The organism is Arthrobacter sp. CDRTa11, from assembly GCF_026427775.1.
GTDB lineage: Bacteria > Actinomycetota > Actinomycetes > Actinomycetales > Micrococcaceae > Arthrobacter.
The window spans coordinates 1,172,866-1,198,602 of sequence record NZ_CP044532.1 but is presented as its reverse complement, the minus strand read 5'-3'; the positions used below and the strand labels follow the sequence as shown (position 1 = coordinate 1,198,602).

At 63.8% G+C, this 25,737-nt stretch carries 26 protein-coding genes, 1 tRNA gene and 1 pseudogene; 14 read left to right on the top strand and 14 right to left on the bottom strand.

Annotation, left to right across the window (positions count from 1 at the left end; all coding sequences use genetic code 11):
• Positions 1-5 precede the first annotated feature (5 nt).
• On the top strand, positions 6-902 hold the full coding sequence (locus F8G81_RS05515; RefSeq protein WP_267278006.1) for an MFS transporter: 897 nt from the start codon (positions 6-8) through the stop codon (positions 900-902).
• 430 nt (positions 903-1,332) lie between these two features.
• On the opposite strand, the gene F8G81_RS05510 is transcribed toward F8G81_RS05515, so the two are convergent.
• Positions 1,333-2,013, bottom strand: coding sequence for a TetR/AcrR family transcriptional regulator (locus F8G81_RS05510; RefSeq protein ID WP_267278005.1), 681 nt, complete (start codon positions 2,011-2,013; stop codon positions 1,333-1,335).
• Positions 2,014-2,060: 47 nt separating this feature from the next.
• Here F8G81_RS05510 and F8G81_RS05505 point away from each other — a divergent pair, with 47 nt between their 5' ends.
• On the top strand, positions 2,061-2,999 hold the full coding sequence (locus F8G81_RS05505) for an alpha/beta fold hydrolase (protein ID WP_267278004.1): 939 nt from the start codon (positions 2,061-2,063) through the stop codon (positions 2,997-2,999).
• Positions 3,000-3,011: 12 nt separating this feature from the next.
• On the opposite strand, the gene F8G81_RS05500 is transcribed toward F8G81_RS05505, so the two are convergent.
• A complete protein-coding gene (locus F8G81_RS05500; RefSeq protein WP_267278003.1) occupies positions 3,012-3,200 on the bottom strand; it encodes a hypothetical protein in 189 nt (62 codons plus the stop codon).
• A 157-nt stretch (positions 3,201-3,357) separates the two neighbouring features.
• Here F8G81_RS05500 and F8G81_RS05495 point away from each other — a divergent pair, with 157 nt between their 5' ends.
• The 3 genes from F8G81_RS05495 (at position 3,358) to F8G81_RS05485 (ending at position 8,326) form a co-directional block, all read left to right on the top strand.
• Positions 3,358-3,939 (top strand): dihydrofolate reductase family protein, encoded by a 582-nt coding sequence (locus F8G81_RS05495; RefSeq protein WP_267278002.1) that lies wholly within the window; start codon positions 3,358-3,360, stop codon positions 3,937-3,939.
• Positions 3,940-4,211: 272 nt separating this feature from the next.
• Positions 4,212-4,673 (top strand): hypothetical protein, encoded by a 462-nt coding sequence (locus F8G81_RS05490; RefSeq protein ID WP_267278001.1) that lies wholly within the window; start codon positions 4,212-4,214, stop codon positions 4,671-4,673.
• Positions 4,674-4,786: 113 nt separating this feature from the next.
• A complete protein-coding gene (locus F8G81_RS05485; RefSeq protein WP_267278000.1) occupies positions 4,787-8,326 on the top strand; it encodes a beta strand repeat-containing protein in 3,540 nt (1,179 codons plus the stop codon).
• Positions 8,327-8,345: 19 nt separating this feature from the next.
• Here the strand turns inward: F8G81_RS05485 and F8G81_RS05480 are convergent, their stop codons facing one another.
• Both F8G81_RS05480 and F8G81_RS05475 read right to left on the bottom strand, forming a co-directional pair.
• Entirely contained in the window at positions 8,346-9,050 is a 705-nt protein-coding gene (locus tag F8G81_RS05480) for an SOS response-associated peptidase (RefSeq protein WP_267277999.1), read from the bottom strand.
• A gap of 59 nt (positions 9,051-9,109) precedes the next feature.
• Positions 9,110-9,781: a ScbR family autoregulator-binding transcription factor gene (locus tag F8G81_RS05475; protein ID WP_267277998.1), complete on the bottom strand. Its 672-nt coding sequence runs from the start codon at positions 9,779-9,781 to the stop codon at positions 9,110-9,112.
• A gap of 134 nt (positions 9,782-9,915) precedes the next feature.
• On the opposite strand from F8G81_RS05475, the gene F8G81_RS05470 reads away from it, so the two are divergent.
• Both F8G81_RS05470 and F8G81_RS05465 read left to right on the top strand, forming a co-directional pair.
• Positions 9,916-11,157: an MFS transporter gene (locus tag F8G81_RS05470; protein ID WP_267277997.1), complete on the top strand. Its 1,242-nt coding sequence runs from the start codon at positions 9,916-9,918 to the stop codon at positions 11,155-11,157.
• 56 nt (positions 11,158-11,213) lie between these two features.
• The gene (locus tag F8G81_RS05465) at positions 11,214-11,774 is read left to right on the top strand and encodes a DinB family protein (RefSeq protein ID WP_267277996.1); all 561 of its coding nucleotides are present in this window, start codon (positions 11,214-11,216) and stop codon (positions 11,772-11,774) included.
• Between the two features lie 82 nt (positions 11,775-11,856).
• Here the strand turns inward: F8G81_RS05465 and F8G81_RS05460 are convergent, their stop codons facing one another.
• Entirely contained in the window at positions 11,857-12,441 is a 585-nt protein-coding gene (locus F8G81_RS05460) for an RBBP9/YdeN family alpha/beta hydrolase (protein WP_267277995.1), read from the bottom strand.
• Positions 12,442-12,470: 29 nt separating this feature from the next.
• Between F8G81_RS05460 and F8G81_RS05455 the strand changes: the two genes are divergently transcribed.
• Positions 12,471-12,836 (top strand): MerR family transcriptional regulator, encoded by a 366-nt coding sequence (locus F8G81_RS05455; protein WP_267277994.1) that lies wholly within the window; start codon positions 12,471-12,473, stop codon positions 12,834-12,836.
• On the opposite strand, the gene F8G81_RS05450 is transcribed toward F8G81_RS05455, so the two are convergent.
• A complete protein-coding gene (locus F8G81_RS05450; RefSeq protein WP_267277993.1) occupies positions 12,831-13,664 on the bottom strand; it encodes an ABC transporter permease in 834 nt (277 codons plus the stop codon). The genes F8G81_RS05455 and F8G81_RS05450 overlap by 6 nt on opposite strands.
• Before the next feature lie 14 nt (positions 13,665-13,678).
• Between F8G81_RS05450 and F8G81_RS05445 the strand changes: the two genes are divergently transcribed.
• Positions 13,679-13,764 (top strand) — tRNA-OTHER (locus F8G81_RS05445).
• On the opposite strand, the pseudogene F8G81_RS23545 reads toward F8G81_RS05445, so the two are convergent.
• A pseudogene (locus tag F8G81_RS23545) lies at positions 13,745-14,632 on the bottom strand (ABC transporter ATP-binding protein); the annotation flags it as partial. The gene F8G81_RS05445 and the pseudogene F8G81_RS23545 overlap by 20 nt on opposite strands.
• Before the next feature lie 653 nt (positions 14,633-15,285).
• Between F8G81_RS23545 and F8G81_RS05435 the strand changes: the two are divergent.
• On the top strand, positions 15,286-15,462 hold the full coding sequence (locus tag F8G81_RS05435) for a hypothetical protein (protein WP_267277991.1): 177 nt from the start codon (positions 15,286-15,288) through the stop codon (positions 15,460-15,462).
• A 313-nt stretch (positions 15,463-15,775) separates the two neighbouring features.
• Here F8G81_RS05435 and F8G81_RS05430 read toward each other — a convergent pair whose 3' ends face one another.
• Positions 15,776-15,931: a hypothetical protein gene (locus F8G81_RS05430; protein WP_267277990.1), complete on the bottom strand. Its 156-nt coding sequence runs from the start codon at positions 15,929-15,931 to the stop codon at positions 15,776-15,778.
• A 180-nt stretch (positions 15,932-16,111) separates the two neighbouring features.
• Between F8G81_RS05430 and F8G81_RS05425 the strand changes: the two genes are divergently transcribed.
• Positions 16,112-16,549, top strand: a complete 438-nt coding sequence (locus tag F8G81_RS05425) for a VOC family protein (RefSeq protein WP_267277989.1) — start codon at positions 16,112-16,114, stop codon at positions 16,547-16,549.
• A 90-nt stretch (positions 16,550-16,639) separates the two neighbouring features.
• Here F8G81_RS05425 and F8G81_RS05420 read toward each other — a convergent pair whose 3' ends face one another.
• Positions 16,640-17,281: a TetR family transcriptional regulator C-terminal domain-containing protein gene (locus F8G81_RS05420; RefSeq protein ID WP_267277988.1), complete on the bottom strand. Its 642-nt coding sequence runs from the start codon at positions 17,279-17,281 to the stop codon at positions 16,640-16,642.
• A gap of 106 nt (positions 17,282-17,387) precedes the next feature.
• Between F8G81_RS05420 and F8G81_RS05415 the strand changes: the two genes are divergently transcribed.
• From F8G81_RS05415 to F8G81_RS05405, 3 genes are read left to right on the top strand one after another with little or no spacing between them, the layout of a single operon-like run.
• On the top strand, positions 17,388-18,923 hold the full coding sequence (locus F8G81_RS05415; RefSeq protein ID WP_267277987.1) for an APC family permease: 1,536 nt from the start codon (positions 17,388-17,390) through the stop codon (positions 18,921-18,923).
• A complete protein-coding gene (locus F8G81_RS05410; RefSeq protein ID WP_267277986.1) occupies positions 18,924-19,835 on the top strand; it encodes a carbon-nitrogen hydrolase family protein in 912 nt (303 codons plus the stop codon).
• On the top strand, positions 19,795-21,132 hold the full coding sequence (locus tag F8G81_RS05405; protein WP_267277985.1) for a P1 family peptidase: 1,338 nt from the start codon (positions 19,795-19,797) through the stop codon (positions 21,130-21,132). The genes F8G81_RS05410 and F8G81_RS05405 overlap by 41 nt, the downstream gene beginning before the upstream one ends.
• 240 nt (positions 21,133-21,372) lie before the next feature.
• Here the strand turns inward: F8G81_RS05405 and F8G81_RS05400 are convergent, their stop codons facing one another.
• Genes F8G81_RS05400 through F8G81_RS05380 form a run of 5 tightly spaced genes read right to left on the bottom strand, consistent with a single transcriptional unit; the run spans position 21,373 to position 25,725 of the window.
• Entirely contained in the window at positions 21,373-21,717 is a 345-nt protein-coding gene (locus F8G81_RS05400) for an iron chaperone (RefSeq protein WP_267277984.1), read from the bottom strand.
• Between the two features lie 54 nt (positions 21,718-21,771).
• On the bottom strand, positions 21,772-22,803 hold the full coding sequence (locus F8G81_RS05395; RefSeq protein ID WP_267277983.1) for a LacI family DNA-binding transcriptional regulator: 1,032 nt from the start codon (positions 22,801-22,803) through the stop codon (positions 21,772-21,774).
• Positions 22,804-22,838: 35 nt separating this feature from the next.
• Positions 22,839-23,591, bottom strand: a complete 753-nt coding sequence (locus F8G81_RS05390) for a cupin domain-containing protein (RefSeq protein ID WP_267277982.1) — start codon at positions 23,589-23,591, stop codon at positions 22,839-22,841.
• Complete coding sequence (locus F8G81_RS05385; RefSeq protein ID WP_267277981.1) at positions 23,588-24,562, bottom strand: PmoA family protein; 975 nt, start codon at positions 24,560-24,562, stop codon at positions 23,588-23,590. The genes F8G81_RS05390 and F8G81_RS05385 overlap by 4 nt, the downstream gene beginning before the upstream one ends.
• Before the next feature lie 38 nt (positions 24,563-24,600).
• On the bottom strand, positions 24,601-25,725 hold the full coding sequence (locus F8G81_RS05380; RefSeq protein ID WP_267277980.1) for a Gfo/Idh/MocA family protein: 1,125 nt from the start codon (positions 25,723-25,725) through the stop codon (positions 24,601-24,603).
• Positions 25,726-25,737: the final 12 nt, after the last annotated feature.

Here is a 25,737-nt window from a genome sequence, read left to right as displayed (position 1 = left end):
TGCGAATGGCGACCCTGCGCCTGCCGCGGCGTGCCACGCTCGTTTTCGCGCTGGTGGTCTTCGCGGCCGGACACGTCATGGCGGCGCTGGGAAACGACGTTGGGACCGTCTTGTCCGCACGCGTGATTACTGCCCTAGCGGCCGGGGCCTTCTGTTCCGTGGCCGCTGTCGTCGAAACGCAGGCCGCCGGCCCGCCCGACAGCTCCCGTGCCCTGGGCGTGATGATGAGCGGTGTGGGCCTGGCCACCGTCGCGGGCGTCCCGCTCGGATCCTTCGCCGGCCAACTCCTTGGCTGGCGAGGGACATTCTGGGGACTTGGCGATCCTGTCCGTCGTCGCAGTTCCCGTTATCGCGCGGTTCACGCCCACAAACAAGCACTCGCACGCGCCGTCCGTCCGTGCCGAACTACGGGCGATCATGACCGCCCGCATGGGCATCCTGGTCATCGCCACCATCCTGGCCACCGGCGGCTACATGACATGCCTTCAGCTACCTTTCCCCGTTTGGCCACCGGCCGTGCCGGGCTGCCGGCCTGGGCAGTGCCCCTGATCTTCGTCGTCTTCGGCCTCGGCGCGATCATCGGAACCAACCTCGCCGGAAGGTTCGCCGACAACCGCCCCGTCACCACCTTCATCACAGCCACCGCAGGGACCATCGTGCTGATGGGGCTGCTCGTCCCGCTCTCAACGAACGCCGCCGCCCTCTTTGTTCTCATGTTCCTGCTCGCTATCGCCGGTATGGGCATCCCACCGGTGGGAACCGGACTCGCCGTCCGCTCGGCGCAGAGGGCGCCGACACTGGCGGCCGCAGTTTCCGTGTCCGCTTTTAACGGTGGAACGGCAACCGGCACATGGTTTGGCGCGACGCCGCTCGAATCGACTCTGGGCGTCCTTGGCCCCTGACCACCGCGATCATCATGGCCGCCCTTGGCCTGGTGGCACTGCTGGTCCTGGCCCGGACTCCAGCGACGTACCAACCGGACGCTGAAGATACCTTGTAGCCCCGGCACCGGTTCCCCACCCGATTCTCTGTCTCGAAACCTCTACGCCTCAAAACCCTAGGGATATGAGACGCCCATGGCGTCCGTTGGAACCTTCGAAGGGATTGAGTTCCTGCGGAATTCCGTCCTTGGACTCGAACGCTAGATGTCGCTGAAATAGGTTGCGGCCTCCTAAGAAGGCCTATTCTGAGGGCATGGCGCAGTCCGGTGAGATGATTCCCGCAGCCCTTCACCCACCGCTAGAGGTGGTGTTGGCGAAGGCCGTGAAGGGCATTCCCTCGCCTGCCGCATTGCCTGGCCAGATGCTTTTCGAGCCGAAATTTGACGGGTACCTATTCCGCTTTTGACAGAGGCGCAGCCGAGCCGGGCGAGAGCGTGATGTCTGGCGGGGCTCCGAGCGCGATCAGCCGCTCGCGGATGCTGCTTCGCGCGAGTGCATATCCGCGTGAGGTGCGGTGGAGCAATGACATGCTGTTGGCGGCCTCGAGCATGGAACCGATCTCGAACGCCAGGACCTCAGCGGCGTCAGTTCCGCCGCTCAGGCCAGGCAATTCAGCCCCAGCTTCGCGGACGGCGCGCGTGACGAAGGCCAGCCATTCCGCATCGATCTGCGCGAGACGGTCACGGGCGGCGTCGTCCTTTGACGCGGCGTCCGCCCCGACGGCACGGAAAAAGCATCCGCCGGCAAACACACGGCCCTCGGAGTAGTCGAGCCAAAGTTCAATGAGCGCGATGAGTCTCTGGAGTCCCCGCGGCCTGGCGAGGGCCGGGGTGGTGACCGTGTCGATAAAGATCGCGCGCGCGGCCTCGATCGTCGCCAGTTGCAGCTCCAGCTTGGAGCCAAACAGCGTTGCGACATTGCTCTTGCTGACTCCCAGCTCGCTGGCCAGCCCCCCGATGGTGAGCCCGTCCAGTCCGGTCAGCGACGCCCGATCGACGGCGAGGCGCAGAACGGCGCGCCGTGATTCATCGCCGCGCAGCCGCCTGCCATCGGATGTAGCCGTGTTTTGCATTTTTGACCCCTAGACAATACGAACGATCGTATGTATATATTAGCACTATGACGACAAAGACCCCCACTGTCCCCCCAGCGGTTCGTGCACTTCACCTTCTCGAGCGAGTCGCTCCATCCCTGGCAGCCGAGGCAGCCTACAGCCTGTGGGTACGGCCCGGTAAACGCAAGCCGGTGCATGACACGGAGCGGCCCGTCATGGACCACGCCAGCCGGTCCACTATCAGCGTCCGCGGGCAGCGCGTGGCCGTGTACCGCTGGGGAACCGGCCCGGACGCGGTACTGCTGGTCCACGGCTGGCAGAGCCGTGCCGCTGCCCTTGCTCCACTCGTGCGCGAACTGAGGGCTGCGGGCCGCACGATTGTTGCCTTCGACGCCCCTGCGCACGGCGAATCCAGCGGCCACCAGACCAACGTACGCGACTACGCTGCCATCATTGAGGAGCTTGCCCGTCAGCACGACGGGTTCGAGGCGATCGTGGCACATTCGTTCGGGACGCCAGGCGCCGCTCTCGCCATCCGGAACGGAGTCCGCGTTGGACGGCTGGTCACGGTAAACGGCGCCGCCGACTTCGAGTATCTGCTGGCCGGATTCGCAAGCAAACTCGGGCTGCGCGAGTCAACTGTGGACGCAGTGCGGCGCCTCACAGAGCGCCGGGTCTTCCCCGGCGTCGCTGATATTTGGACAAGCCTTTCGGCCACCGCCCCGCTTCCCGCCGCCGTTCCCTGGCTTGTCATCCACGATGATTCCGACACCATGATCGGGCTGGACCAGGCGCACGCCCTCCTCGATGCGCACCACGCATCCACCATCCTGGTGGTCACACATGGGCTGGGGCACAACCGGCCGCTCCGTGACGACAGCGTGCTGGAGCGGATCAGCAGCTTCCTGTCTCCGGCCCCTCAACACCAGCCCCAGGGGGAATGGCAGCCGGCCGGGGAAAGATACTCGACCCAGGACAAGGTGCCGTCTTCCGTACTCGCCTAGATCAGGTCGAACTTACGTAGCTGTATCCGGCCATTGGCTCGGGTCGTAGCCGTGAAGGCCAGGCACCCGGCGGATATCGGGCTCTTTGTCAGCCGGAGGCTCCTGGTCCTTCTCAATGCTGTTCGCCGATTCAGTGGGATCGGTGTCCGCCTGTTCCCGGGCTTCCCGACGTCCACGCCCCCTGCTCTTGCTGTCAGCCATTTGGTACTCCGACCATTGATGGTAAGGGTCCGTCTGCCTGAACCACTACGCAAAACCCTAGTCTCTGGACCTCCGGCAGACACGCCTCATCCGCTCAAGGTACGGGCAATATTGGATAAAGTCCGGCGGCGGGCCAATTCGAGGATGGAGAGGGATTATGACAAACATCAGCGTTTTCCAGAGCGTCACTCTTGACGGGGTTATGCAGGGCCCTGGACGGACTGATGAGGATACCCGCGGGGAATTTAATCACGGCGGGTGGGCCAACGGTTATCAGGATGAAGTGTCCATGCAGTTTGCCGGCGAAGGAATGTCCTCCGGAGGTTCTCTTTTGTTCGGCCGCCGCACGTATGAAGACCTGCTCGGTTTTTGGAGCACGACGCCGGATCCGAACCCCTTTACCGACGTTCTCCTCAACTCGCGGAAGTATGTGGTGTCCCGGTCGCCGGAGACTGTCCTGGCCTACCCGAATTCGACCTTGCTCGCCGGCGATGCGGCCGGAACGGTGGCAGCGCTGGATCAGGAAGCCATAGGCGGGCTCACGATCCTGGGCAGCAGGCAGCTGGTCCAGTCATTGCATGCTGCCGGACTGATCGACCAGTACATTCTGCTGGTCCATCCCATCGTGCTTGGTTCTGGGACAAAGTTGTTCGGCGACGGCGAGCGCATAAACCTGACTTTGCAGCAGTCAATCACCACCACCACCGGGGTGATCATCGCCCAGTATTCAACGCATTAACCGGGTCGAGGCTCATAACGAGTCATATTTCGGCACTAAAGAGCGGCTTAAAGCTCAAGTTCCACGGGTTATGCGCAAGCTTCGCTCAACATAGTGCCACTTTTGCATTTTCGGGCCACTGAACTGCTAAATTCTCAACAGTCCCCCAAATTTCTGGGTGAGGCGCGGGAAAACAAAAGATCAGGCCATTATTTTTGCCTCTGGGGCGGCGGCCGGCCTGATCGTTCTTTGGCTGCCTTGTGGACTCTCGGTCTCAAACCTCAGGATGCACCATGTCAACGAAAAAGCTCACGTTCAAACTCGGCAGGAAAACTGTCGCCGCCCTCACAGCGGGCTTCCTCATCATCGGTGGCGGCGCCTACGCCTACTGGACCACCACAAGCCAGGGAACAGGGGCCGCTCCCAACGCCGCCTCTAACGGCAGCATAGTCCTGACGGCATCATTCGCCCCGGGACTCACCCCCGGAGCCAGCGCCGCCGTCAGCTACACAGCAGACAATCCCGGCACCTCCAGCCTCCAGGTGGGCACCATCAGCCACGTGGTCAGCACCAGCAACCCGCTGTGCCTCCCGGCAGACTTCACCATCACAAACGTCCCCTCAAACACCACGGTCCCGGCCGGCAGCGATGACTTTCCCATCGCCGGGGCGGGAACACTCTCCTTCGCCGACACCTCCGTGAACCAGGACGCCTGCAAAAGCGCCATCGTCACCCTGACACTCACCGCCAACTAGCCCAACGGCGCGGACGGGCCCGTGAGGGCCCGTCCCCCGTGGACACACGCCGGAGTACCGGGGCCGGCAGCTTGATGGAGGGTCAGATGGTTTTCCAGCGCCCAAATGGAGCGATGGGAGGATTACTCCGCGCGCAGCATGCCGTGGTGGTCTTTGTCCTTGCCGTCGCCACCCTGCTGGCGCCTGGCATTGAACCGGCTCTTGCCTATTCCACCGGTCCCGTCTCCGGCACCAGCTCCGCCACCCTCGGCAGCCTGCAGCCGCCCACCAACGTCTCAGTCCCGTCGAGCAGCACCGGCACCGTCCGCGTGAGCTGGACCGCCGCCGTCGGAACCCCCACACCAAGCGGTTACTTCGTCACCAGAACCAAGACCAGTGACGGTTCCACGACGGCGGCCTGCGGCACCAGCGCATCCGCCACCATCACCGGAAGCGCCTGTGATGACTTCACAGTCCCCGTTGGGGACTACCGCTATACGGTCACGTCCGTGTACAGGACATGGACCGCTTCCAGCGCATCGAGCGGGAGCGTTGGGGTCACCCCGCCGGGGTCGGCGGCAAAGCTTCTGTTCCTCACGCAGCCCGCCAACTCCTCCAGCGGCGTGGCCCTTCCCACCCAGCCCGTCGTCGTCGTCACGGACGTCAACGGCAGCATCGTCATCACCCAGGCCCCCACCCTTGTTTCCATCACCGCTTCAGGCGGCCTGCTCACGGGCTGCCTGCCAGCCACCACGGTAAACGGCACGGCAACATTCTCCGGCTGCACTGTCACCGGGCCGGGCACCTACACCCTCACCGCTGCATCGTTCCCGCTGACCAGCGCGGTCAGCACGGCTTTCACAGTGGCCGGCACGGCAGCCAAACTTGGCTTCACCACGTCACCCTCCGGAGCCACCGGCGGCGCAGTCTTCGCCGCCCAGCCGGCCGTCTCCGTCCAGGACAGTTCCAGCCGGACAGTCACCACCAGCACGGCCCCCATCACGCTGAGCCTCAGCAGCTCACCCGCCGGGGCCACCCTCAGCTGCGACTCCAACCCCAAGAGCGCCGCCGCCGGCGCGGCCTCGTTCTCCGGCTGCAGGATCGACAAAGCCGGAACCTACACCCTGACAGCCAGCGGCGCCGGCTTCACCACTGTCAGCGCCAGCTTCACCGTCACCATCGGGGCAGCCACCAGGCTGGCCTTCACCACCCAGCCCTCCGGCTCCACCGGCTCCGTGTCCTTCGGGACACAGCCCGCCGTCAGCATCCAGGACGACGGCGGCAATACAGTCCCGACGTCGGCGGCCACCGTGGACCTGACGCTCACCGGAACAACCGGGGCAACCCTGAACTGCACCGCCACGCAGGTGGCAGCTGCCGCTGGCGTGGCAACGTTCTCAGGCTGCAGCATCAACAGGGCCGGCACATACACACTGACTGCCACTTCCGCGGGGCTCATCTTCACGCTCAGCGATACTGTTGCCATCGCTGCCGGTGCGCCGGCGAAACTGGGCTTCACCGTCCAGCCCTCCCAGGCCACGGCAGGCAGCGCTTTCGCCTCCCAACCTGCAGTGGCCCTCCAGGACGCCGGCGGAAACACGGCCGGCGGCACGGCTGCCATCACACTGAGCATCACGGGCGCGCCCGGCGAAACCATCCTCAGCTGCGCGGCAAACACCGTGACCACAACCGCGGGGCTGGCCTCCTTCTCCGGCTGCAGCATCAACAAGGCAGGCACCTACACCCTGACAGCAACAGGAGCCGGATTCACCGCCACCAGCGTGAACTTCACCGTCGCTGTGGGAACGCCCACCAAACTCGGCTTCACCACCAACCCGGCGAACTCCACCGGCGGCGTCCCCTTTCCGGCCCAGCCGGTGGTGGCCATCCAGGACGCAGGCGGCAACACCATGACCGGCAGCACCGCCGCGGTAACCCTGACCATCACCACCCCGACCGGTGCCACCCTGGCCTGTGCCGCGAACCCCGTCGCTGCCGTTTCCGGCGTCAGCGCATTCGTTGGCTGCAGCATCAACAGGCCGGGCACGTACACCCTGACCGCCACGTCCGGAAGCCTCACCGCGGCAGTCAGCACCAGCATCACCGTCACCACCGGTCCCGCGGCCAAACTGGCCTTCATCACGTCCCCCTCCACCAGCCCGGTCAACACCATTTTCGCCACCCAGCCGTCTGTGGCGGTCCAGGACGCCGGCGGCAACGCCATCACCGGCAGCACCGCCCCCGTCACCTTGAAGATCTCGTCCCCCAGCGGCGGAGCCAGCCTCACCTGCACCAGCAACCCCAAGAACGCCGTGTCTGGTGTTGCCACGTTCGCAGGCTGCAGGATCAGCAAAACGGGCACGCGCACCCTGACCGCCACCTCCGGCACACTCACCGCCGGCACGAGCGCCAGCTTCAACATCACAGGAGGCACAGCCACCAAACTCTCCGTGACCACCAGCCCCGGCGGTTCCACCGGCGGAGTTGCCTTTCCCACCCAGCCGGTGGTCACCATCCTGGATGCCGACGGCAACCCAACCGCCAGCACGGCAGCCGTTACCTTGAGCATCACCACGCCGGGCGGGTCCGTCCTGGCATGTACGTCCAACCCGAAAACCGCCGTGTCAGGAGTGGCCGCGTTTACCGGCTGCAGCATCAACAAGCCCGGCACCTACACCCTGACCGCGACGTCGGGTACGCTGACCGCGGCCGTCAGCTCCTCGTTCACCGTCACCACGGGTCCGGCGGCCAAGCTGGGCTTCAGCGGCAGCCCGTCGAACTCCGTGTACAACGCGGTGTTCGCCACCCAGCCGGCAGTAGCCGTGCAGGACGCCGGCGGCAACACCGTAACCGGCAGTGCCGCATCAGTCACGCTCAGCATCACCACACCGGCCGGCGCAGTCCTGGCCTGCACCCAGAACCCGGTGAACGCAGTCTCGGGCCTAGCCGCATTCGCAGGCTGCAGCATCGACAAGGCGGGCACCTACACGCTGACGGCGGCCTCCGGCGGGCTCACCCCGGCCACAAGCGCCACGTTCACCATTGCCGGAGGGAACCCCACCAAACTCGCCTTCACCACCAATCCGGCAAACTCCACCGGCGGAATCGCCTTCCCCACGCAGCCGGCAGTCAGCATCCAGGACGACGCCGGCAACACCACTACCAGCACGGCTTCAGTCACGCTGAACATCACCACGCCGGGCGGAGCCGTCCTGGCATGTACGTCCAACCCCAAGGCAGCAACAGCCGGCGTGGCCGCCTTCACCGGCTGTGCCATGAACAAGGCCGGGACGTACACCCTCACGGCCACCTCGGGAAGCCTCACCACGGCCGTCAGCTCAAGCTTCACCATCTCGGTAGGGCCCGCCACCCATCTGGTCTTCACCACACAGCCAGCGGGCGCATCCGTCAACACCGCCTTCACCACCCAGCCCGTGGTGACGGTCCAGGACGCCGGCGGCAACACCGTCACCGGCAGCACAGCGGCGGTTACGCTGGCCATCACCGAAAAGCAGGGCAACCCCACCCTGACCTGCACGGCAAACCCTCAGAACGCCGTCGCCGGTTTGAGTACTTTCAGCGGCTGCCGAATCAGCAGGACCGGGACCCGTACGCTGACGGCGACCTCTACCGGGCTCACGGCAGCAGTCAGTGACCCCTTTATGGTTCAGTGAGCTGGCGGAGTTGTGCCCGCTACGGTGCCGGCTTAATCAGTTCCGGGCCGTTGTTACCCACGCTGTTCACGCGGTCGGTGACCACCCTCGGCGTCAGGACTGCTTCAGGGATGGCGTCCAGCAATTCCTGAACATCCTCTTTCTCCCTGATTCCCGGGTTGAGCCAGTCCGCGTACATGCCGGGCGGGACGATGACCGGGGCCCTGTCGTGGACGTGGCCAAGTGAGTCGTGGGCCGTCGTGGTGAGGACAGTGCAGCTGAGCAGCCAGCGGTGCGGATCATCCTTGGGCAGGGCCGGATCCGGCCAGAATTCGTACAGGCCGGCGAAGGCCAACACCTCATCCTTGTCCGAATAGAGGTAGTGCGGGATCTTCTTCCCGTCCTCAGTTTTCTCCCACTCGTAGTACCCGTCGGCCGGGATCAGGGCACGGCGCGTGATGGCCGCCTTCCGGAAGGCCGGCTTGTCCAGGATGGATTCGCTGCGGGCGTTGATCAGCTTGGAGCCGATCTTGACGTCCTTGGCCCACGACGGAACCAAACCCCAGCGCGCGATCAGAAGCCGCCGCTCCACGGAGTCCTCGTCCAGCTTCTCCGTGATGATGGGGACGTCCTGGGTAGGAGCGACGTTCCAGCTGGGGGTAGGCGGGCTGCCCTCAACGTCCCTGGCCTCGAAGTGGCTCAGGAGATCGCCTGTGGCTTTCGACATCACGTATCTGCCGCACATGAGTTCATTGTGCCCCAGGCTCGCCGGAACAAACAGGAACGCCAACGCAGCGCGCTGGACTACTCCGTGGAAAGATCCGACCGGGATTTGACGTAATGGGAGACGAAGATGCTGCGGGCCCTCTTCACATGCTGTTGGAGGCACCGGGACTCTGTGATGGTGGGCAGCAGGAATGTCCACATTTGCGCTACCCGCTGGATCAGGTCGGTACGGCTCGTAAGTGTGTTCGAGACAAATTGCACTCCGATGAACGAGGCCACCAAATAGCGGGCCAGGTCTTCCACATCGACGCCAGGTCGGAGCTCTCCCGCAGCGAGCGCCTGCCGGAACAGCCCTTCGAAGACCTGCATAACGTTCACATAGGGTTTGGTTACGCGGGGAGCGAAGGCGGACTCCTCCATGGTGAGCCGGTAGGCGGCCCCGACAAACGGTTCTTCGGTAAGTTGGCGAGCGATCAGCGCCGAGAGTTCCATCGCAGCAGTCATGCCATTGCCGCCCTGGTTGGATACCGCGTCAAACGCCGGGCCGAACTCCTGGCTGTACTCGGCGACCACTGCCTGCGCAAGCTTTTCCTTGGTGGGGAAGTGAAACTGCATCGATCCCTTGGACACTGCCGCCTCGCGGATGATGTCTGCGGTGGTGGCCCGGGCAAACCCTTCCCGGTTGAACACGACGGCTCCCGCCCGCAGGACGGCATATCTGGTAGCTTCTGCGCGCGCCTGAACCATCATTGAAAAAGTATAGGCGGATTGTTTTCGTTGACCGCTTCCGCAGTGCCTCGCAGTCTTGGTTGACGGCCCGCTCCCGTGGCCTTCGCATTCCGCATTCGGATGCACTTTTCTTCACCAACCACTAAGGACTCTTTGTGTCTAACCGCCTGTTCACCGCTACCGGAATTGCATCGTCGTTCGGCGGGATGCTTCTCATCGGCGCACTTGAAGCACTCTATGGCCCGTCCCTGATCCGGCTCATTGAACGGTTTGGGGCCTCCCCCTCGGCCGTAGGCATCGTCGTCAGTGCCCACTTCGTCGGAGGCCTTCTCGGGGTGCTCGCCAGCCAAAGTGTCCATGCGCGGATCGGAAACAGAATCCTGCTCGCGGCCGGCTACCTGCTCCTGCTTCTCGGCAGCATCGGGTTCGCCTGGTCACCGAACCTGATTCTGGCCATCACTGCTTCAGCTGCAGCCGGTTTGGGCTTTGGGGCATTGGACTATGCCCTCAGCCACCTGTTTGCCCTGGCGTTTGGTGCCGGCTCGGGAAAGATGCTGAATCTTCTTCACGGTTTCTTCGGCGTCGGGGCCATCCTAGCCCCGCTTGTAGTGGCCCTCTTCGGTCCCGGACTCTACCCGATGTACTTCACGGGCTTTGCCCTTCTTACGCTCATCACGGCTTGGGGAGTCAGCGGGGTCCGGTCATTCCCCACCCAGGGATTCGCTCCACCACCGGAGACCCCCGCAAGAACTGCAAAGACTGGATTATCGACGGCGGCAGGCAAACAGCCTTACTCCATCGTTGGATTCGCCGGTATGGTCTGCGTCTTCGTTTTCCACGTCGCAGTGGGCAGTGGAATTGGAAGCTGGGAAGCAACCTACCTGACCGTCACCGGGATGAGCGTAGAGCAGGCGGCTGCGGCCACGTCTCTGTTCTGGTTCAGCTTGACCGCAAGTCGTTTCGTCCTGGCCACAGCTATAAGGCGCCTGCGTCCGGGCAATGTCGTGACCCTCAGTTGCACACTCATGGCGATTGGTTCGGCCCTCGCCTTGATCCCGGGCTGGGCAGTTATAGGCCTGGCCCTGGCGGGTTTCGCGATGGGACCGGTTTTTCCGACTGCCTTGGCGTGGTCTAACCAGCTCTTCGGTGGACGATCGTGGGTGAGTGGATCGTTGATCGCTATTTCAATGGTCGGCGGGATCGCGTTTCCTCCTTTGCTGGGCGCCACAGTCGCGGCCGATGCTGACGCCTCCCTGTTCCCGTTGGCCCTGGCCGGCCTCGCCCTGCTGTCGGTGCTGGCATGCCTTGCCGTAGGAGCCATGTGCGTCGTTCAGCGCCGTTCGGCTACAACGAACAAAGATCCGGACCGAGACGTTGCATCCGTTACGCAACGCTGATCCATGGCTGTTTTTATGGTGGCGCCGCCCGGCCGTCGCAAGCAAGAATGAAAACCATGACTTCAGAACCAGCGCGATGGACCCAGGCCACCATCTACGCCGACATGTGGGTTGACCCGGAGAATGACCCCCGCGAGAGCGATGGAGTCGGTCCGGACGGTGAGCTTGCAACGCTGCAGGACTATCTGGCGAACTACCGCCTGACACTGCTGATGAAGTGCGAGGGCCTGGATGCCGAGCAAATGGCACGCCGCTCGGTCCCGCCGTCCACCATGTCACTGCTCGGCCTGCTTCGGCACCTCGTCGAGGTGGAACGGGACTGGCACAACTGGATCGGCGACGACGATCCGCTCCCGAAGCTGTATGGCAAACGCGACGCGGACTTTGATGGCGCGGTGGCTGAACAAACCGAGGTGGACGCTGCCTACGCGAATTTGGTCCGTGAGCAGGCGGCCACCGATGCCGCGCTGGCCCGGCATCCGGACCTGGGCGAGCGTGTAGGCAAGGATCGGATCGCCATCCGGGAGTTGATGGTGCACAGGATCGAAGAGTATGCCCGCCACTGCGGGCACGCGGACCTCCTGCGCGAGTGCATCGACGGACGGGTAGGCCAATAAGAAGCAGGCCATATGCGGATGGGGCCATAAGCCTCAGGCGTCCCGGGACTTCTGACCGAAGGAACCCCGTTTTCACTTTAAGTCAGCCGTGCAGCAGGTTGAGTAGGAGCGGAAGGCTGGTCACGCCGTCTTCTGCGAGGAAATGCCCGGCACCGGGTTGGACGTACACCTCGGCATCGAGCCGCCGCGCAAGCTCATCGGATGCCCCCGGGGGTACAAAGGCGTCCGCATCCGAGCGGACCATAACCCGCACACCGATGCTCTTCGCAACACGGCCGCTATCGACGTCAGTGGCGAGGTAGGTATCCAGCACCGGCAGTGATGCCAGTTGTCCGGTGAACCCCGAAACGAGCACGAGACCGCCGAGCTGCCACGGCTGTGTCAGAGCCGCAAGTGCCCGCAGTACCGTGATTCCGCCGAGTGAATGCGCCACGATCCAAGTTCCCTCATCGGGGACCGCAATTGTGTCCGTGACGGCGCTTTCCCATGCGGCCGTTTCCGGGTCGTCGGGAGTCGGTAACGCTACCACCGTTGCGTCGACGCCTTCCCTGTGGAGCGAGTCACTGAGCCAGGGGAACCAATGGGCATCCGGGTGGGCAGCGTATCCGTGAACGATGATGACACGTCGGAGGGAATGAGCCTGGCCGGCCTTTGTTGTTATGTTCATAGGAACTGACCGTAAGGGGTCACATCAGTGTGAAGGTCAAGAAAGGGTTGTGGATGCTGATCGGGGAGCTGTCCGAGCGCACGGGAGTCAGCCGGCGCTCGCTTCGCTACTACGAAGAGCAGGGCCTGTTGGTGCCCGAGCGGGCCTGCAACGGGTACCGCATATACGCCCAAGACGCCCCGCTCATCGTCGCGCAGATTCAGAACCTTTACGCCACCGGGCTCGACTCCGACGCGATCCGACGCTACCTCCCATGCGCCCGCGGCCGCACACCACAGCTTGAGATGTGTGCGGAACTGCGCGCCCACTTGGCCGATCGCGCCGCAGAGCTCGATGCCCAGGCGAAAGCCATCACCCTGCAGCGCGACGCGGTGCTGACCCACCTGGCGTTATGAGCGGGTCTGGCTGGCCTCATACTTGCTCAGCGACCACGCCATGCCCAGACCGGTCAGCAGCACACACCACGCCAAGGCCTGCCACCCGTAGTTTCCAACGCCCGTACCCATCAGCAACCCGCGCACCGTCTCAATGAACGGAGTGAACGGCTGGTACTCCGCCACCACGCCTAACCACGCTGGCATGGAATCCGTGGGGACGAACCCGCTGCTCAGGAACGGCAGGAAGGACAGTGGCATGGGCGAGTTGCTGGCCGTTTCAACAGTGTCCGCGACGATGCCCAGCGCCAGGCAGAGCCAGGTGATGGCGAAGCCAATCAGGGCAACGACACCCAGCGCGGCCAGGACTCCCCACACGCCGCCGGCGGGCCGGAACCCCAGAAGCATCGCCGCGGCCCCGACAGCGAGCGTGGCCAGAAGCGCCTGCACCACGCTGACCACGGCGTGTGCAGACAGGATCGCGATGCGGGAGACGTCCATCGTTGCCAGCCGGGCCGCCACACCCTGCCGCATATCCATCGCGATGTAGATCGCAGTGCCCGCTCCCCCGGTACCTACTGCCATCAGTACGATCCCGGGGACCACGTACTGCAGGTAGGCTGCCACTCCGCCGTCGGCCTCCGCCCCCAGCCCCGCGCCCATCATGCCGCCGAACACGTACACGAACATCAGCAGGAAGATGACGGGCAACCCGACCATCATGATGATCATTGAGGGGTAACGGACCAGTCGCTTCAGTCCCCGCCCCGTCAGGGTCACGGTGTCCGCGAGGGCGTGCTGCACGGCACTTGGCTCATATGCCGCTGCCGCTGCTGTCATGGTTGTCATGCTTCCTCCTTGGTGGGTGCTCCGGTGAGCGCGAAAAAGACATCGTCAAGGTCGGGTGCTGCGGTGGTGACCTCGGCCGGTTCGACTCCGGCTGCCGCCAAAATGTTCAGCACGCCGCGCACTGCCGCGCCGTTGGCCGGTGTTGGTACGCGGAGCTCCAGTCCGTCGTCGGAGGCCGGCAAAAAGTCCTGTACGACGGCGGCCAGCGCCGTGCGCGCCCTGCCCGCCTGGTCTTCGGTGATGAAGCGAAGCCGCAGCTGCTCCTCGCCCACGGCTGCCTTGAGCTCGGCCGGGGTGCCCTCGGCGACGATCCTGCCGCCGTCGAGCACAGCCACCCGGTCCGCCAGCTGGTCCGCCTCTTCGAGGTATTGAGTGGTCAGGAAAAGGGTGACGCCGCCGGCCACCAGCGTGCGCACCACGTCCCACATGGCTCGCCGGCTCCGCGGGTCCAAGCCCGTGGTGGGCTCGTCGAGGAAAATGATCCGAGGGTCCCCCACCAGCGTCATGGCCAGGTCAAGGCGCCGCCGCATGCCGCCCGAGTAGGTGGACACGGGCCGCGTGGCGGCCTCAGTCAGATCGAACTGGCGCAGCAGACGCTCGATCAATGCCTCCCGCTCACCCTTGGGCACATGGCGCAGCCGCGCCATCAGCCGGAGGTTCTCGGCGCCGGTGAGGAGTTCGTCGACGGCGGAGAACTGTCCCGTCACGCCAATGGCCCGGCGGACCCGGCCCGGTTCATCGGCCACGGAATGGCCGCCCACCATGGCGGTGCCCCCGTCAGCCTTGATCAGGGTGGCGAGGATCTGGACGGTTGTGGTTTTACCGGCACCGTTGGGGCCGAGCAAGGCAAACACCCTGCCGCGTTCGATCTGCAGATCGATGCCGTCCAGAACGCTGTGCTCGCCGAAACTCTTTCGCAGGCCGCGGACATCGAAGGCGAGGTCCGTGGCGGTAGCTGTGCGGGTCATGATGGCTCCTTCTTCAGAGCGCCGCCGCGCTGAAGGCGCGGAGGCTGTCGTAGTTGTTGAGGGCAGTGACTTTGAGGCGATGGGCGGTTGGGCCTTCATGCCGCCCCAGGTTGCTGTGGTGTCAGATGACATCGGTAGTGACACCACGCGGTCGGCGCTCGTCCGCATAGTCCAAAACGAGCTTGCCTTCGTACCGGGTCGACTAAACAACGTTCTTGCCTATGCAGAAATGTTCATGACGTCAGTATGACACCAGTGTGACGTCATAGGCAAGAGTTCCGAATGGCCTTGCCGAATTCGCGGGACCAGTCCCGAGATCGCTGTTGAGTTACAGCGAACGCGGCAACGTTCCCGCGACCTCACGGAGGCTCACGACGGAATGAAGCCGGAAGGGTTGCCTGGGTAGGGTGGTCCGCATGGGGAGACCTAAATTGATCGGAGTTTTCGCCCTAGTGATCATGGCGACTGTTTCCGGTTGCGGCGACCCCCGGGGCGCTCCCGACAGGAAAGAAACGTTCTTTGTCCAGGGAGCAGAATGTACTGCTCAATGGTGGCTGGAACCAATGGTTGACGATGTCCCCAGTGCAGCGTCTGACGAAGCAAGCCGGGCACTCACCTCGGCCCAGGTTGAAGCGTCTGAGTTAGAAGACTGGATGAGGACGATTCGCGAATCGCAGTCCGGCGACCGTGAGATCAGTGAGAGCCGACTCGAAGGATTCGCATATGTTGAGGCAGTGCGGGCTGAGATCCGATCAGGCCTGGCTGAAGCGGGGTTCCCGGACGCACCCACCCGCCTCATCGAGGTCTACTCCGATGTGAAGTGCAGCTGATTTGGCCGGGTCTTCTTTAGCACGTCGGCCGCCTGCACCGGAACGCAACGCAACGCAGCACCCGGCCATGCAGGGTCACAGCAATAGGGGACATCTGGGCACACGGATGTTTCCCTACCCATCCGATCAAGTTGGGCAGCGCCTGCTCATTTCAGTGACGCCGGCGTCGCGGACTGTACTGGGTACTTGCCGCCGCCGGAGTCCCTTACTCGTAGAATTCGATCCGCGGCTCGCCCTGCATGCCGGCTTGCAGCATGGCGTCTTTCAATCCGGGATTGCTCAGGTACGCGCGGGCTGCCTCGACTGAATCGAATTAGTGGAGCACCAGGATGTTATTGGGATCGTCGGCCATGCGGTGCACTGAATGATTGGTCACCCCGCCGGACTGTCGCAGCCCGTCCGCCGAGTCGTAGACGCTGCGGAAGGTGTCATAGTCGGCGAAGCGGTGGAGGAGGGTGACGAGTGCCATGGGAAAACTCCTTCGACTGGTCCCGAGATCTGGTTGGTTAGTAACGTCAAGCTAGACCCGGGACCAGGGCTGGTCAAGGTATCAACAGTTAGTCTCGTGCCAGCCCTTCGATCGGCCAACGCACAGACAGTGTCGCCTCGCCACTGGAGCTAATTGCTCAGCCTTGGTAGCTTTCAACGCATGGCCATCAAATTTGAGAACGTGGGTATCGCTGTTCGCGACATCGAAGCAGCAATCGCCTTTTTCACCGATCTCGGCCTCACTGTCGTCGGCCGTGACACCGTCAGCGGCGAGTGGGCCGATACCGCCGTCGGACTTGATGGAAACCATGCCAAGATCGCGATGCTCCAGACACCTGACGGTCTTGGTCGACTGGAGCTCTTCGAATACATCCATCCTCAGGCGATCGAGTCGGACCCGACGCGTCCCAACGACATTGGCATGCACCGCGTGGCCTTCTCGGTAGACGACATCGATAAGGCCCTCGAGGTAGCTGCAAAGCACGGATGCCATCCGCTGCGCGGCGTGGCAACCTACGGCGACGTCTACAAACTCACGTACCTCCGCGGCCCCAGCGGCATCCTGGTGATGCTCGCGCAGGAATTGAAGAAAGACTGACACTCGAATCGAGCAAGGTTGCCCAGACATCATTGAGGTGGCAATCGCCCATCACCACGGCGGCAAATCAGGTGACCGGCCAGCTTGGAATCATGAGCCGAGCAGGGACCCATTCCGGAAATGTATCTGTTCAAGCAGCGATCGGGGTTCGATGCCAAGAAGGGCTGCCGCGAGGCTCCCGAGCAGGTCCAGCACGTAGTCAGTGCTCGCAGTTCCGGCCAGCACATCCATCAAGAGGCCGTCTTCCTGGGCGACGAGGGTACGGGCGATTTTCCCCGGGGCAAGGACGGGAAAAAATTCACCAGCCCGGATACCGTCGGAAATGATTTCTTCGTACATTGTCTGCTGGGTGTTCGTGAGCTCCTCCTGTATCCGGCGCATTTCAGTGTCCCGGAGCGAGTGGGGCCAGAATTCATAGAGGATCCTGGAGGCGTTATCGTCCAGCCCAGCTGAGCCGGCACTGATCACGGCGGCAAGCCTGACGGTGGGGCTCATATCCCCTCGTACTGCTTCCGACAGTTTCTTGAGAAAGCGGTCGGACGAGGCCTTGACCGCTGCCGCGGTGATTTCGGCAAGGCTTCCGTAGTAGTACAAGACCGCATTGGCGGCCATCCCGGCTTCGGCTGCTATCGCGCGCAGGGTCGCCCCCTCGGCGCCGTCCCGGGCCGCTACGGCCTGCGCGGCTGCGGCGATCTGTTGGCGCCGTATTTCCTTCTTGCTGAGTGCGGTCACTGTCAGCTCCCCTTGCCAATGCCTATTGACATTGAGCTTAGACCAGTATTGAATGGCATTCAAATTTTGAATGTCATTCAAATATTAGATTCGATGAGGAGTCGCTATGTCACATCCCCTTTCGCCGCCAACCCTTCCGGTGGCCGCCCCTACAAAAGGTCTCAAAGCCGGTTCTATCGGTCTTGGACCGACCGTTGCTCTGGGGCTCGCTGCCGTGGCGCCGGCATACAGCCTGGCCGTGACGCTTGGATTCGTCGTGGTGGCTGTTGGCGCAGGTACTCCGGCGGCCTTCCTGCTGGGCTTCGTGCCGATCCTGTTCACTGCGTTCGCCTTCCGGGACCTGAACCGGGAAATGCCCGACTGTGGAGGAGTGTTCGTCTGGATCTCACGGGTCTTCGGGCCGGTGGCGGGCTGGTTCTTTGGCGGCTGGGTGCCCCAGGTCGCAACTTTCATCGCCAGCGCCGCCCTTGCCCAGGTCGCGACGACTTACCTCCTGAACTTTTTCGGACTCGCGTGGGCGGCTTCAGAACCGGTCATCGTCGCGGCCATCGCCTGTGTACTGATCGCCTTGAGTGCCATGATCGCTGCCAGGGGGATCGAACTGTCCGCGTGGCTCCAGTACGCCCTGATCGCCCTTCAGCTGGTCGCGCTCGGCGGATTCTGCATCGCCGCCTTCACCGCCATGGCAGCTGGCAATGCTGCCAAAGACGCGGAACAGTTGGGTGTGGAATGGTTCAACCCTTTCGCCTCCGGCGACATCTCGGGACTAGTTTCCGGCGTCATCCTCTGCCTCTTCATCTACTGGGGCTGGGATGCCCTGATAGCAGTCAATGAGGAAACGACCGACCGCAAAGGCACGCCGGGGCGGGCCGTAGTCATCACCACCTTGATCCTACTGCTCGTCTATGTGGCGACGGCGACTGCCGCCGTCGGATTTGCCGGGACCGCTGGCATCACAGACCCCGAAACCGTCTCGGATGTCCTCTCCGTACTCGGCCCGCAGGCCACCGGGGACGTCTTCGGCAAGGTCATTATCCTCGCCGTCGGCCTCTCCGCGCTGTCGGCCCTGATGACGGTCGCTGTCAGCACCCCGCGGTCCTGGCTGAGCATGGGGACCTACGGCGCACTGCCCCGGGCCACGACGAAGATGCATCCCCTAAGGGGGACGCCCACAACCTCCATCACGTGGTGGGCGCTCATCAGCATTGCCATGACCGCACTGCTGACAGCCATCAGCGCCGACTTCATCGGCTTGGCCATACTTTCTGTGGGGCTGATGATCGCGGCCTACTATGCCGCGACCGCGCTGGCATGCGTCGTGTACTTCGCTCCCGAGATGCGCACCTCGGCCGCCGCGCTATGGCTGAAGGGCATCCTCCCCGGGCTCGGCGCCATCCTGATGATGGGAGCTTTTGCTTACAGCGCCGTGGACATGCTGTCTCCCGAGTACGTCGAGCTCTCCTGGCTCGGCATCGGATCCGTCTTCTGGATCGGGATCGGCGCGCTCGGCCTGGGCTTGCTGGTCACCGCCGTTATCCGATCCAGATTGCGCCCCTATTTTTCCGGGGAAACGATCCCGCGCGGCAACTTCTCCACGCGAAACGAATTACCGTCCATCCTCAGCAGCGAATCCGAGGCATAAGTGCGCGTCCTATCCATTGCAGCCGTCCAAACCAAATCCGTCCCGCACGACGTGGAAGCAACCTGGGCCCGGTTTGCCGCCCAGGCTGAAACGGCCAAACAGATGGGCCCTGAGGTTGACGTCATCGTCGCCCCCGAACTGCTCCTCTCCGCGCCCGGCGAGTTCCTCGTCCCTGATCCCGACGCCGAAACCCGCTCCGCCGCCCCCATCCCCAGTCAGCTCACCAACCGCATCTCGGCACTCGCCCGCAGGCTCAACGTCTGGCTCGTCCCGGGATCGCTTTTGGAAACAGACGACGGAAACACCTACAACACCGCGATAGCAGTCTCTCCCGAAGGCGAGATCGTAGCCCGGTACAGGAAACTCTTTCCCTGGCGCCCTTTCGAGCAAACCACCCCGGGCGGTTCGTTCGTCACTTTCGACATCCCAGGCCGGGGACGGGTCGGGCTCGCCATTTGCTTCGACGGAAGCTTCCCCGAAGTTTCCCGGCAACTTGCCTGGCTTGGCGCCGAAGTCATTATCCAGCCCACCCTCACCACCACCCGGGACAGGGCGATGGAAATCGTGATGTCGCAAGCCAACGCCTTCGCCAATCAGGTCTACGTCGTGAACGTCAACGGCGCCGACCCGATCGCCGTCGGCGAAAGCGTCATCGTGGACCCTGAAGGCACGATCATGCAGCAGGCCAGAGGCGGCGAAGAAATCCTCTACGCCGTCCTCGACCTTGACAGGGTCACCCAGGTCCGGCGCTACGGCACCCACGGCATCAACCGGCCATGGGCACAACTCCAGGACCAGCAAGGAATCCTCTCCTACCCCATGTATGGCGGCGCGCAATTCCAGCCGCCAGCCTGGAGCAACGAGGAACTTGATGACCCACGCCCCCGCCCGTTCAGCAGCGCAGTCTCCTGATTCCCCCGCCGACCGGCTTGACCGCCTGGATCCGGGCTCTCACTCCAGCATGTTCTCAGTCGAATCCCGGCGCAGCCTGGCACTCAGGCCAGGCCGCGAAGCCGAACAACCAAAACTGAAAGAAAAAATGACAAAGCCGCGAACAACAACACGTGCACGTGCACGTGATCTGGGTATCTCCTTCTCCGGAGCCCCCGGAGAATTCAACTCCATAACCGACGTCCCCGGCGTCCTTGTCGGCTATCAGACTCTGATCAGCGGCGACGGTGAGCTCATCGAAGGGACAGGCCCGGTCCGGACCGGTGTCACCGCGATCCTTCCACGCGGCCGGACGGGTGTCGGCCAGTCCGTCGCAGCAGGAACCTACTCGTTCAACGGCAATGGTGAGATGACTGGGACGGCTTGGATCGAGGAATCCGGAACATTCAACACCCCGATCCTGATCACGAACACCCATTCCGTCGGCGCCTGCCACGAAGGGTCAATAGCCTGGATGATCGCGAACAAGCCCGAGGCCGCGCGCGCCTGGATGCTGCCCGTCGTGGCTGAAACCTGGGACAGCTACCTCAACGACATCAATGGCCTCCACGTGCGTCCCGACCATGCTGTCGCGGCTATTGACTCAGCCGGGAGCGGCCCACTCGACGAAGGCCCAGTGGGCGGCGGAACCGGGATGACCTGCTATGGCTACACGGGAGGTTCGGGAACGTCGTCACGGAGCGTACGGGTCGGTGGAGAGGAATTCACCGTGGGTGTCTTCATCCAGGCCAACTTCGGGGAGCGGAGGGAACTCGTTGTCGCCGGTGTTCCGGTCGGTGAACGCCTGCTTGAGGACAACCCGATCGAAGACCCGGACTGGTTCGCGACAGCCGGCTCCGGAAGCGCCATTATCATCGTGGCAACCGACGCGCCGCTGCTCCCCTCCCAGTGCAAGGCGCTGGCCCGGCGTGTTCCTCTGGGTCTGGGACGGACCGGAACAACAGGATCGCACTTCTCCGGAGACCTTGTGCTGGCTTTTTCTATAGCCAACCAGGGAGCTCTGAACAGCAGAATGACCGACACCTGCTCACCTACCGCCCGAGGCATTGAGACGCTGAACTCGGTGGCATGGGGGCTGATCGACCGGTTTTACGAGGCCACCGTCCAGGCAACCGAGGAAGCGGTCATCAACACGTTGGTCGCCGGCAGAACTACCTTCGGCCGTGACTCGCACCGGATGCCGGGGTTCCCCGTGAACCGGCTACCCGAGCTGCTCGGCGACCGGCTGGAGACCCGTACGGCCGTTCCGGCCACCTGACCCGCTCCGCCACGCCCGTATCCAAGAAACACTCCCCTACTAGGAGAAGACTTGAACATCATCGAGCACTGGATTAACGGCCGCAGCGGACGCACGGGCGGGTCTAGGGAACCTCGACGAAGTACTCACAATCGCAGACCACGTTGCCTCCTGATTCCGCCGAGTTGCAAGCGAGGGCGGGGCACCTTGCGCTGCTTTCGGGATCGGCTACGTGAGAATTTGACCTGGCTCACCGGCGCTCTACTTCTGGATCTCCGCGCGGCGCAGCCGGACGAGCTCCTCAACAACATCGTCCGGCAAGGGGTGATCGGGGGTGAAACGGATGGTGCCTTTTGACAGGGAGAAGCCCTCCAGCCGTGAGGCAACCGCGTCAACAACCTCCGGGGAAAACGGAAAAACGGACAGGTGTTTGGCAGCTGCAACGACGCCAAGGAGCGGCTTCCCATCCAGCTTAAGGGCGGGCATCCCGTAGCTCACGCCATCCACGGCCTCAGGCGCTTCGGCCCGCGCAACCTCTATCACGTGCTGGAGACAGGCGCGCTCCGACGGCGGCAAATCGACTAACGAATCGTCAACGGAACCCATGCGGACAGCTTAGTCCTGCGCCTGGAACCACGGCAGGGGCAAGGCAGCCGGAGACTAGGCGCCCACGGCCTTAGAAGGCGGCGCCGTTGAACCCCGCACCACCAGCTCCGTCCCGAGCTCGATCCGCTGCGGCAACTCCTCATCACCGTCCAGGTGCCGGAGCAGCGCGCGCATGGCCGTCTCCGCCATCTGGACCACGGGCTGGCGGATGGTGGTCAGCCCCGGCTCGATCCATTCGGCGGCCGGGATGTCATCAAAGCCAACGATGGACAGGTCCTGCGGAATCCGAAGGCCCGCCGTTCGTGCGGCCCGGTACGCGCCCAAGGCCTGGTCGTCGTTGCCGGTGAAGATGGCGGTGGGCCGGTCCGCCAGCTCAAGGAGCTTGCGGGTTCCGGCTTCGCCGGCCTCAATGGAGAAGTCGCCGGGAACCATGAGCGCCTGATCTATGGCGACCCCGGCCCGCCGGAGCGCTGAGATGTACCCGTCTTCGCGCGCACTGCTGCACTGCAGGTCCTCGCGGCCGCCGATCATGCCGATCCGCCGGTGCCCCAACCCCAGCAGGTACTCCGTGGCCGAGTGCGCGCCTTCCCAGTTTGCTGCCCCCACTGTCATCAGGTCCGGGCCCGGCTGGCCGACGGGATCGATCAGCACCACTGGGATCCCCAGCGACTTGATGCGCTGGATCTGCTTGGCGTCCAGCTCATAGACCGCCATCAGCAGCCCGTCCGACTTCCGCTCGGCCAGGTTCGCCAGCCATGGCCGGATCCTCGAACCGTCCATGGACAGGCTGCTCACCACCGTGCCGTATCCGGCATCCTGCGCCACACGTTCCACGCCTTCGATGATTTCCAGCGCCCACTCCGAGCCCAGCCCGGGGAACACCAGATCGATCAGTCCGGCTTTTTTGCTGCGCTTCGCCGGACGCCGGGCGTAGTCACGCCGGGCAATGATCTCCTCCACCCGGGCGCGCGTTGCCGCTGCCACATGGGCATGCCCGTTCAGGACTTTGGAGACTGTGGGAACGGAGACGCCGGCTTCCCGGGCAATCTCACTGATGGTGGCTCGTCCCACGTCCGGCTTCGTCATTCGTCAAACCGCCCTCTTCGAGCTGGGAATCACCCTCAGCGCTGACTGTTATCGGAAAGTTCCCAAGTGTCGATTCGTCCACACATGCCGTAGATTCTGCGGGGTTTCCGTATTCCCATCCTAGTAGCGGACTCCTGAAGGAAGAAACTTTCTTTCGATTCCAGAGAACGCAAATGATCCTTTGTCAGCGCTGCCTGCGCCGCCGCCCCCTGCTCCAGGAAACCGGTCCACGCGGCGGTGTTCCCGCTGACCAGATTCACCGCCGCCGCGTGAAAATCCGCTAACCCGGCAACTCCGGAACGCAGGACCTCCTCCTTGAGCTGAAGGTATCCCTCCAATGCCAAATCCCGACGACGGCGGACGGCTTCCTCCGCAGCCGGATCACCGCCGTCGGCCTCCTTGGACGGGAGGGAGGCGGCGGCGCGGTATGACTCCACGTCTGCAAGGTGCCCCGCCGGGAACGTCATGACAGCGTCCCCGTTCTCCGGCAGCCCGGCGTTCTGCATTAGGACCAGCACCTTGAGATCGCCCGAGGTGTTGATGGCCCGGTGAACTGTCCCCGGCGTAAACCAGAGCACCACCCCGGGAGCCAGGTCCGTGGACGTGAATCCCCTCGAGTCCAGGGTCTCCAGGCGGCCGGTCCCCTCCAGCACGATGTACGCCTCCGTGGACGCCGTGTGCATGTGGGGCGTGCCGCCGGCGGCACCGTCGCTGGCCGGCCAGTTGTAGATGCTCACTGCCGAGACGGCGGTGGCACCCGGGAACGTGCTGCTGGCCGTGGCCGTCACTTCCAGCTTTCCAGGGCGGCTTTGGCGGCTTCCGCCAGCCGGTCCGCCGTGTCCCCATCCGCTTTTCCGTCTGAAATCACGACGGCGTAGCGGTAGGTCAGCGGCTGGCCTTCCTTCAGGGGGACTACTTCGCTGAAGAACGGCGCGGAACCCAGGCACGCGAACATTGACGAGCGGGCGAACCACTTGTTGGGCGCACCGGGGTTGGTGCTGTCCTCAACAAACATGATGGAGGAGAAGCGGCACGTGACATCGTGCTGGCCCGTAAAGGCGATCCATGGCGAGCGGGTGCCCATAAACTCGTCCGCGCCGGTCCCGTTGGATGACCGGAACTCACCCCCGGTGAAGGACCTCGGCCCGCGCCAGAACAGCCCGCCGTAGCCGGCGTTGTTCCGGCCTTCGGTGGTGGGGCTGCCGATCTCGATGGTGTCAGGCGAGATGTTGGTCATTTCCGTTTCGAAGAGGATGGCCCAGGCGGCGTGGCCTTCTTCGGCGGCCGACGGAACATCCAGGAGCCGGATGTTGAAGCGGCGCTTTTCTCCGATGACTGGCTTGCCGTCCTGGGAGGTCCAGGTGAGGGCCTCCACTGCCGTGATGCCTCCGCCGGATTCAGTGATCCCGGTGAAGGCCTCGTGGTTCATGGCGCCGTTGTTGTCCAGGTTGGCGTACTCCGTTTCCCGGGTGTACGTGGCACCGCCCCAGAAATTATCCTTCCCGACGTTCGGCAGCGCCCACGACAGGCCCTTGTGCCACACGTGGTCCCAAGGCCGGGCAATGGTGACCTCGTCACCGCCGAGGGTCCTGAGCGGGTGGAAGTACGGGCGCGGGCTTTCGTACTGGTCATCCCCCGGACGGTAGGTGTATCTCGCCAGCTCCTGCCCGCCTGCATTGAAGACGAGGGTGGTGCCATCGTCTGAATAGGTGAGCTCTTTGTTCGTTACGGCGCTGGTGGGTGCTGCGGTGGTGGTCACTGGATCTCCAAGACGTGGGAAGGAAGAAGGGATCGGGTTCAAGAGGAAGCGGTGGTGGATGCGAGGGCTGTTGAATCCAGGATCCGGCTACCTAGGCCGTCGCCGTCCATGCCGTTGTAGAAGGGATGACCGGGTACGATCTCCCCCCGCTGCACGGCCTTGCCGGTGAACGCTGAGGCGTAGATCGCGGCAGCGAGTTCCAGGGTCTGGCGCACCGAGTCTGCGCCCGCCGGAAGCGGTTTGCCGGCGTCGAGCGCGTCATACATAGCCAGGAACTGGGCTGAATGCCCGCTCCCCTGCTCGAGCGGCTGACCCTCCCACGCCGCGCGCACTGTGTCCTCGTGTCCGGGGGCACCGGTGATGGTCCAGTTGTTTGTGGAGTAGCCGTAGAGGTGGGAGAGCTCGATGGTGGCGAACTCAGTGTCGATGCGGATCTCTGAGGTTTCCCGCGGGGACAGCAGGGAGTTCAAAACCGTGGCCACGGCCCCGTTCTCAAAACGGATAAGGGCTGCGGACAGGTCCTCGGTGGAGGTCCTGCGGGCCTGACGCGAAGCGAGAGCCGTGACCTCCTGCCAGGGGCCCAGGAGGTGGAGCAACAGGTCGAACTGGTGGATGCCGTGGCCCATGGTGGGTCCGCCGCCCTCGGCATTCCATGAACCCCGCCACGGCAGGTCCCAGTAGCTGTCCGGCCGGTACCAGAGGGTATCGCACCTGGCCACCAGTGGCCGGCCAAACGCGGCATCCCCGATCAGGCCCTTGGCTGCCGCCGCCGCATCTCCGAACCTGTGCTGGAACACGCAGGAGAATTGCGCGCCACCCTTAATCCTGGCTGCCTCCAACCTGTCGAAATCCGCCAGGCTCAGGGCCGGCGGCTTCTCAGACAGGACATGGACGCCGGCCTCAAGGCATTCAATGGCCTGGTCGATGTGCATCATGGGCGGGGTGCACAGGTGCACGATGTCAGGCGTGGTCTCAGCCAGCAACTCCGTGAGGCTCTGGAAGCGGCCCGGGATGTTGTGCTGGTTGCTGAAGGAATCCAGCCGCGCCGCGTCCACATCGCATGCCGCCACCAGCTGGGCCCTGCCTCCGGCGCGTCCCACGTTGTCCGCATGGACAGCTGCTATCCCGCCCGTGCCAACGATGGCCACTTTATAGCTCCGCATGTATTCGCTCTC

Bases quoted from the DNA above. Each gene is read 5' to 3' on its own strand.
- F8G81_RS05425 (WP_267277989.1), top strand. From the start codon at position 16,112: ATGGCCATCAAATTTGAGAACGTGGGTATCGCTGTTCGCGACATCGAA.
- F8G81_RS05485 (WP_267278000.1), top strand. From the start codon at position 4,787: ATGGGAGGATTACTCCGCGCGCAGCATGCCGTGGTGGTCTTTGTCCTT.
- F8G81_RS05430 (WP_267277990.1), bottom strand. From the start codon at position 15,931: ATGGCACTCGTCACCCTCCTCCACCGCTTCGCCGACTATGACACCTTC.
- F8G81_RS05405 (WP_267277985.1), top strand. From the start codon at position 19,795: ATGACCCACGCCCCCGCCCGTTCAGCAGCGCAGTCTCCTGATTCCCCC.
- F8G81_RS05490 (WP_267278001.1), top strand. From the start codon at position 4,212: ATGTCAACGAAAAAGCTCACGTTCAAACTCGGCAGGAAAACTGTCGCC.
- F8G81_RS05380 (WP_267277980.1), bottom strand. From the start codon at position 25,725: ATGCGGAGCTATAAAGTGGCCATCGTTGGCACGGGCGGGATAGCAGCT.
- F8G81_RS05395 (WP_267277983.1), bottom strand. From the start codon at position 22,803: ATGACGAAGCCGGACGTGGGACGAGCCACCATCAGTGAGATTGCCCGG.
- F8G81_RS05450 (WP_267277993.1), bottom strand. From the start codon at position 13,664: ATGACAACCATGACAGCAGCGGCAGCGGCATATGAGCCAAGTGCCGTG.
- F8G81_RS05400 (WP_267277984.1), bottom strand. From the start codon at position 21,717: ATGGGTTCCGTTGACGATTCGTTAGTCGATTTGCCGCCGTCGGAGCGC.
- F8G81_RS05515 (WP_267278006.1), top strand. From the start codon at position 6: ATGGCGACCCTGCGCCTGCCGCGGCGTGCCACGCTCGTTTTCGCGCTG.
- F8G81_RS05480 (WP_267277999.1), bottom strand. From the start codon at position 9,050: ATGTGCGGCAGATACGTGATGTCGAAAGCCACAGGCGATCTCCTGAGC.
- F8G81_RS05435 (WP_267277991.1), top strand. From the start codon at position 15,286: ATGAGGACGATTCGCGAATCGCAGTCCGGCGACCGTGAGATCAGTGAG.
- F8G81_RS05510 (WP_267278005.1), bottom strand. From the start codon at position 2,013: ATGCAAAACACGGCTACATCCGATGGCAGGCGGCTGCGCGGCGATGAA.
- F8G81_RS05505 (WP_267278004.1), top strand. From the start codon at position 2,061: ATGACGACAAAGACCCCCACTGTCCCCCCAGCGGTTCGTGCACTTCAC.
- F8G81_RS05495 (WP_267278002.1), top strand. From the start codon at position 3,358: ATGACAAACATCAGCGTTTTCCAGAGCGTCACTCTTGACGGGGTTATG.
- F8G81_RS05460 (WP_267277995.1), bottom strand. From the start codon at position 12,441: ATGAACATAACAACAAAGGCCGGCCAGGCTCATTCCCTCCGACGTGTC.
- F8G81_RS05415 (WP_267277987.1), top strand. From the start codon at position 17,388: ATGTCACATCCCCTTTCGCCGCCAACCCTTCCGGTGGCCGCCCCTACA.
- F8G81_RS05500 (WP_267278003.1), bottom strand. From the start codon at position 3,200: ATGGCTGACAGCAAGAGCAGGGGGCGTGGACGTCGGGAAGCCCGGGAA.
- F8G81_RS05465 (WP_267277996.1), top strand. From the start codon at position 11,214: ATGACTTCAGAACCAGCGCGATGGACCCAGGCCACCATCTACGCCGAC.
- F8G81_RS05475 (WP_267277998.1), bottom strand. From the start codon at position 9,781: ATGATGGTTCAGGCGCGCGCAGAAGCTACCAGATATGCCGTCCTGCGG.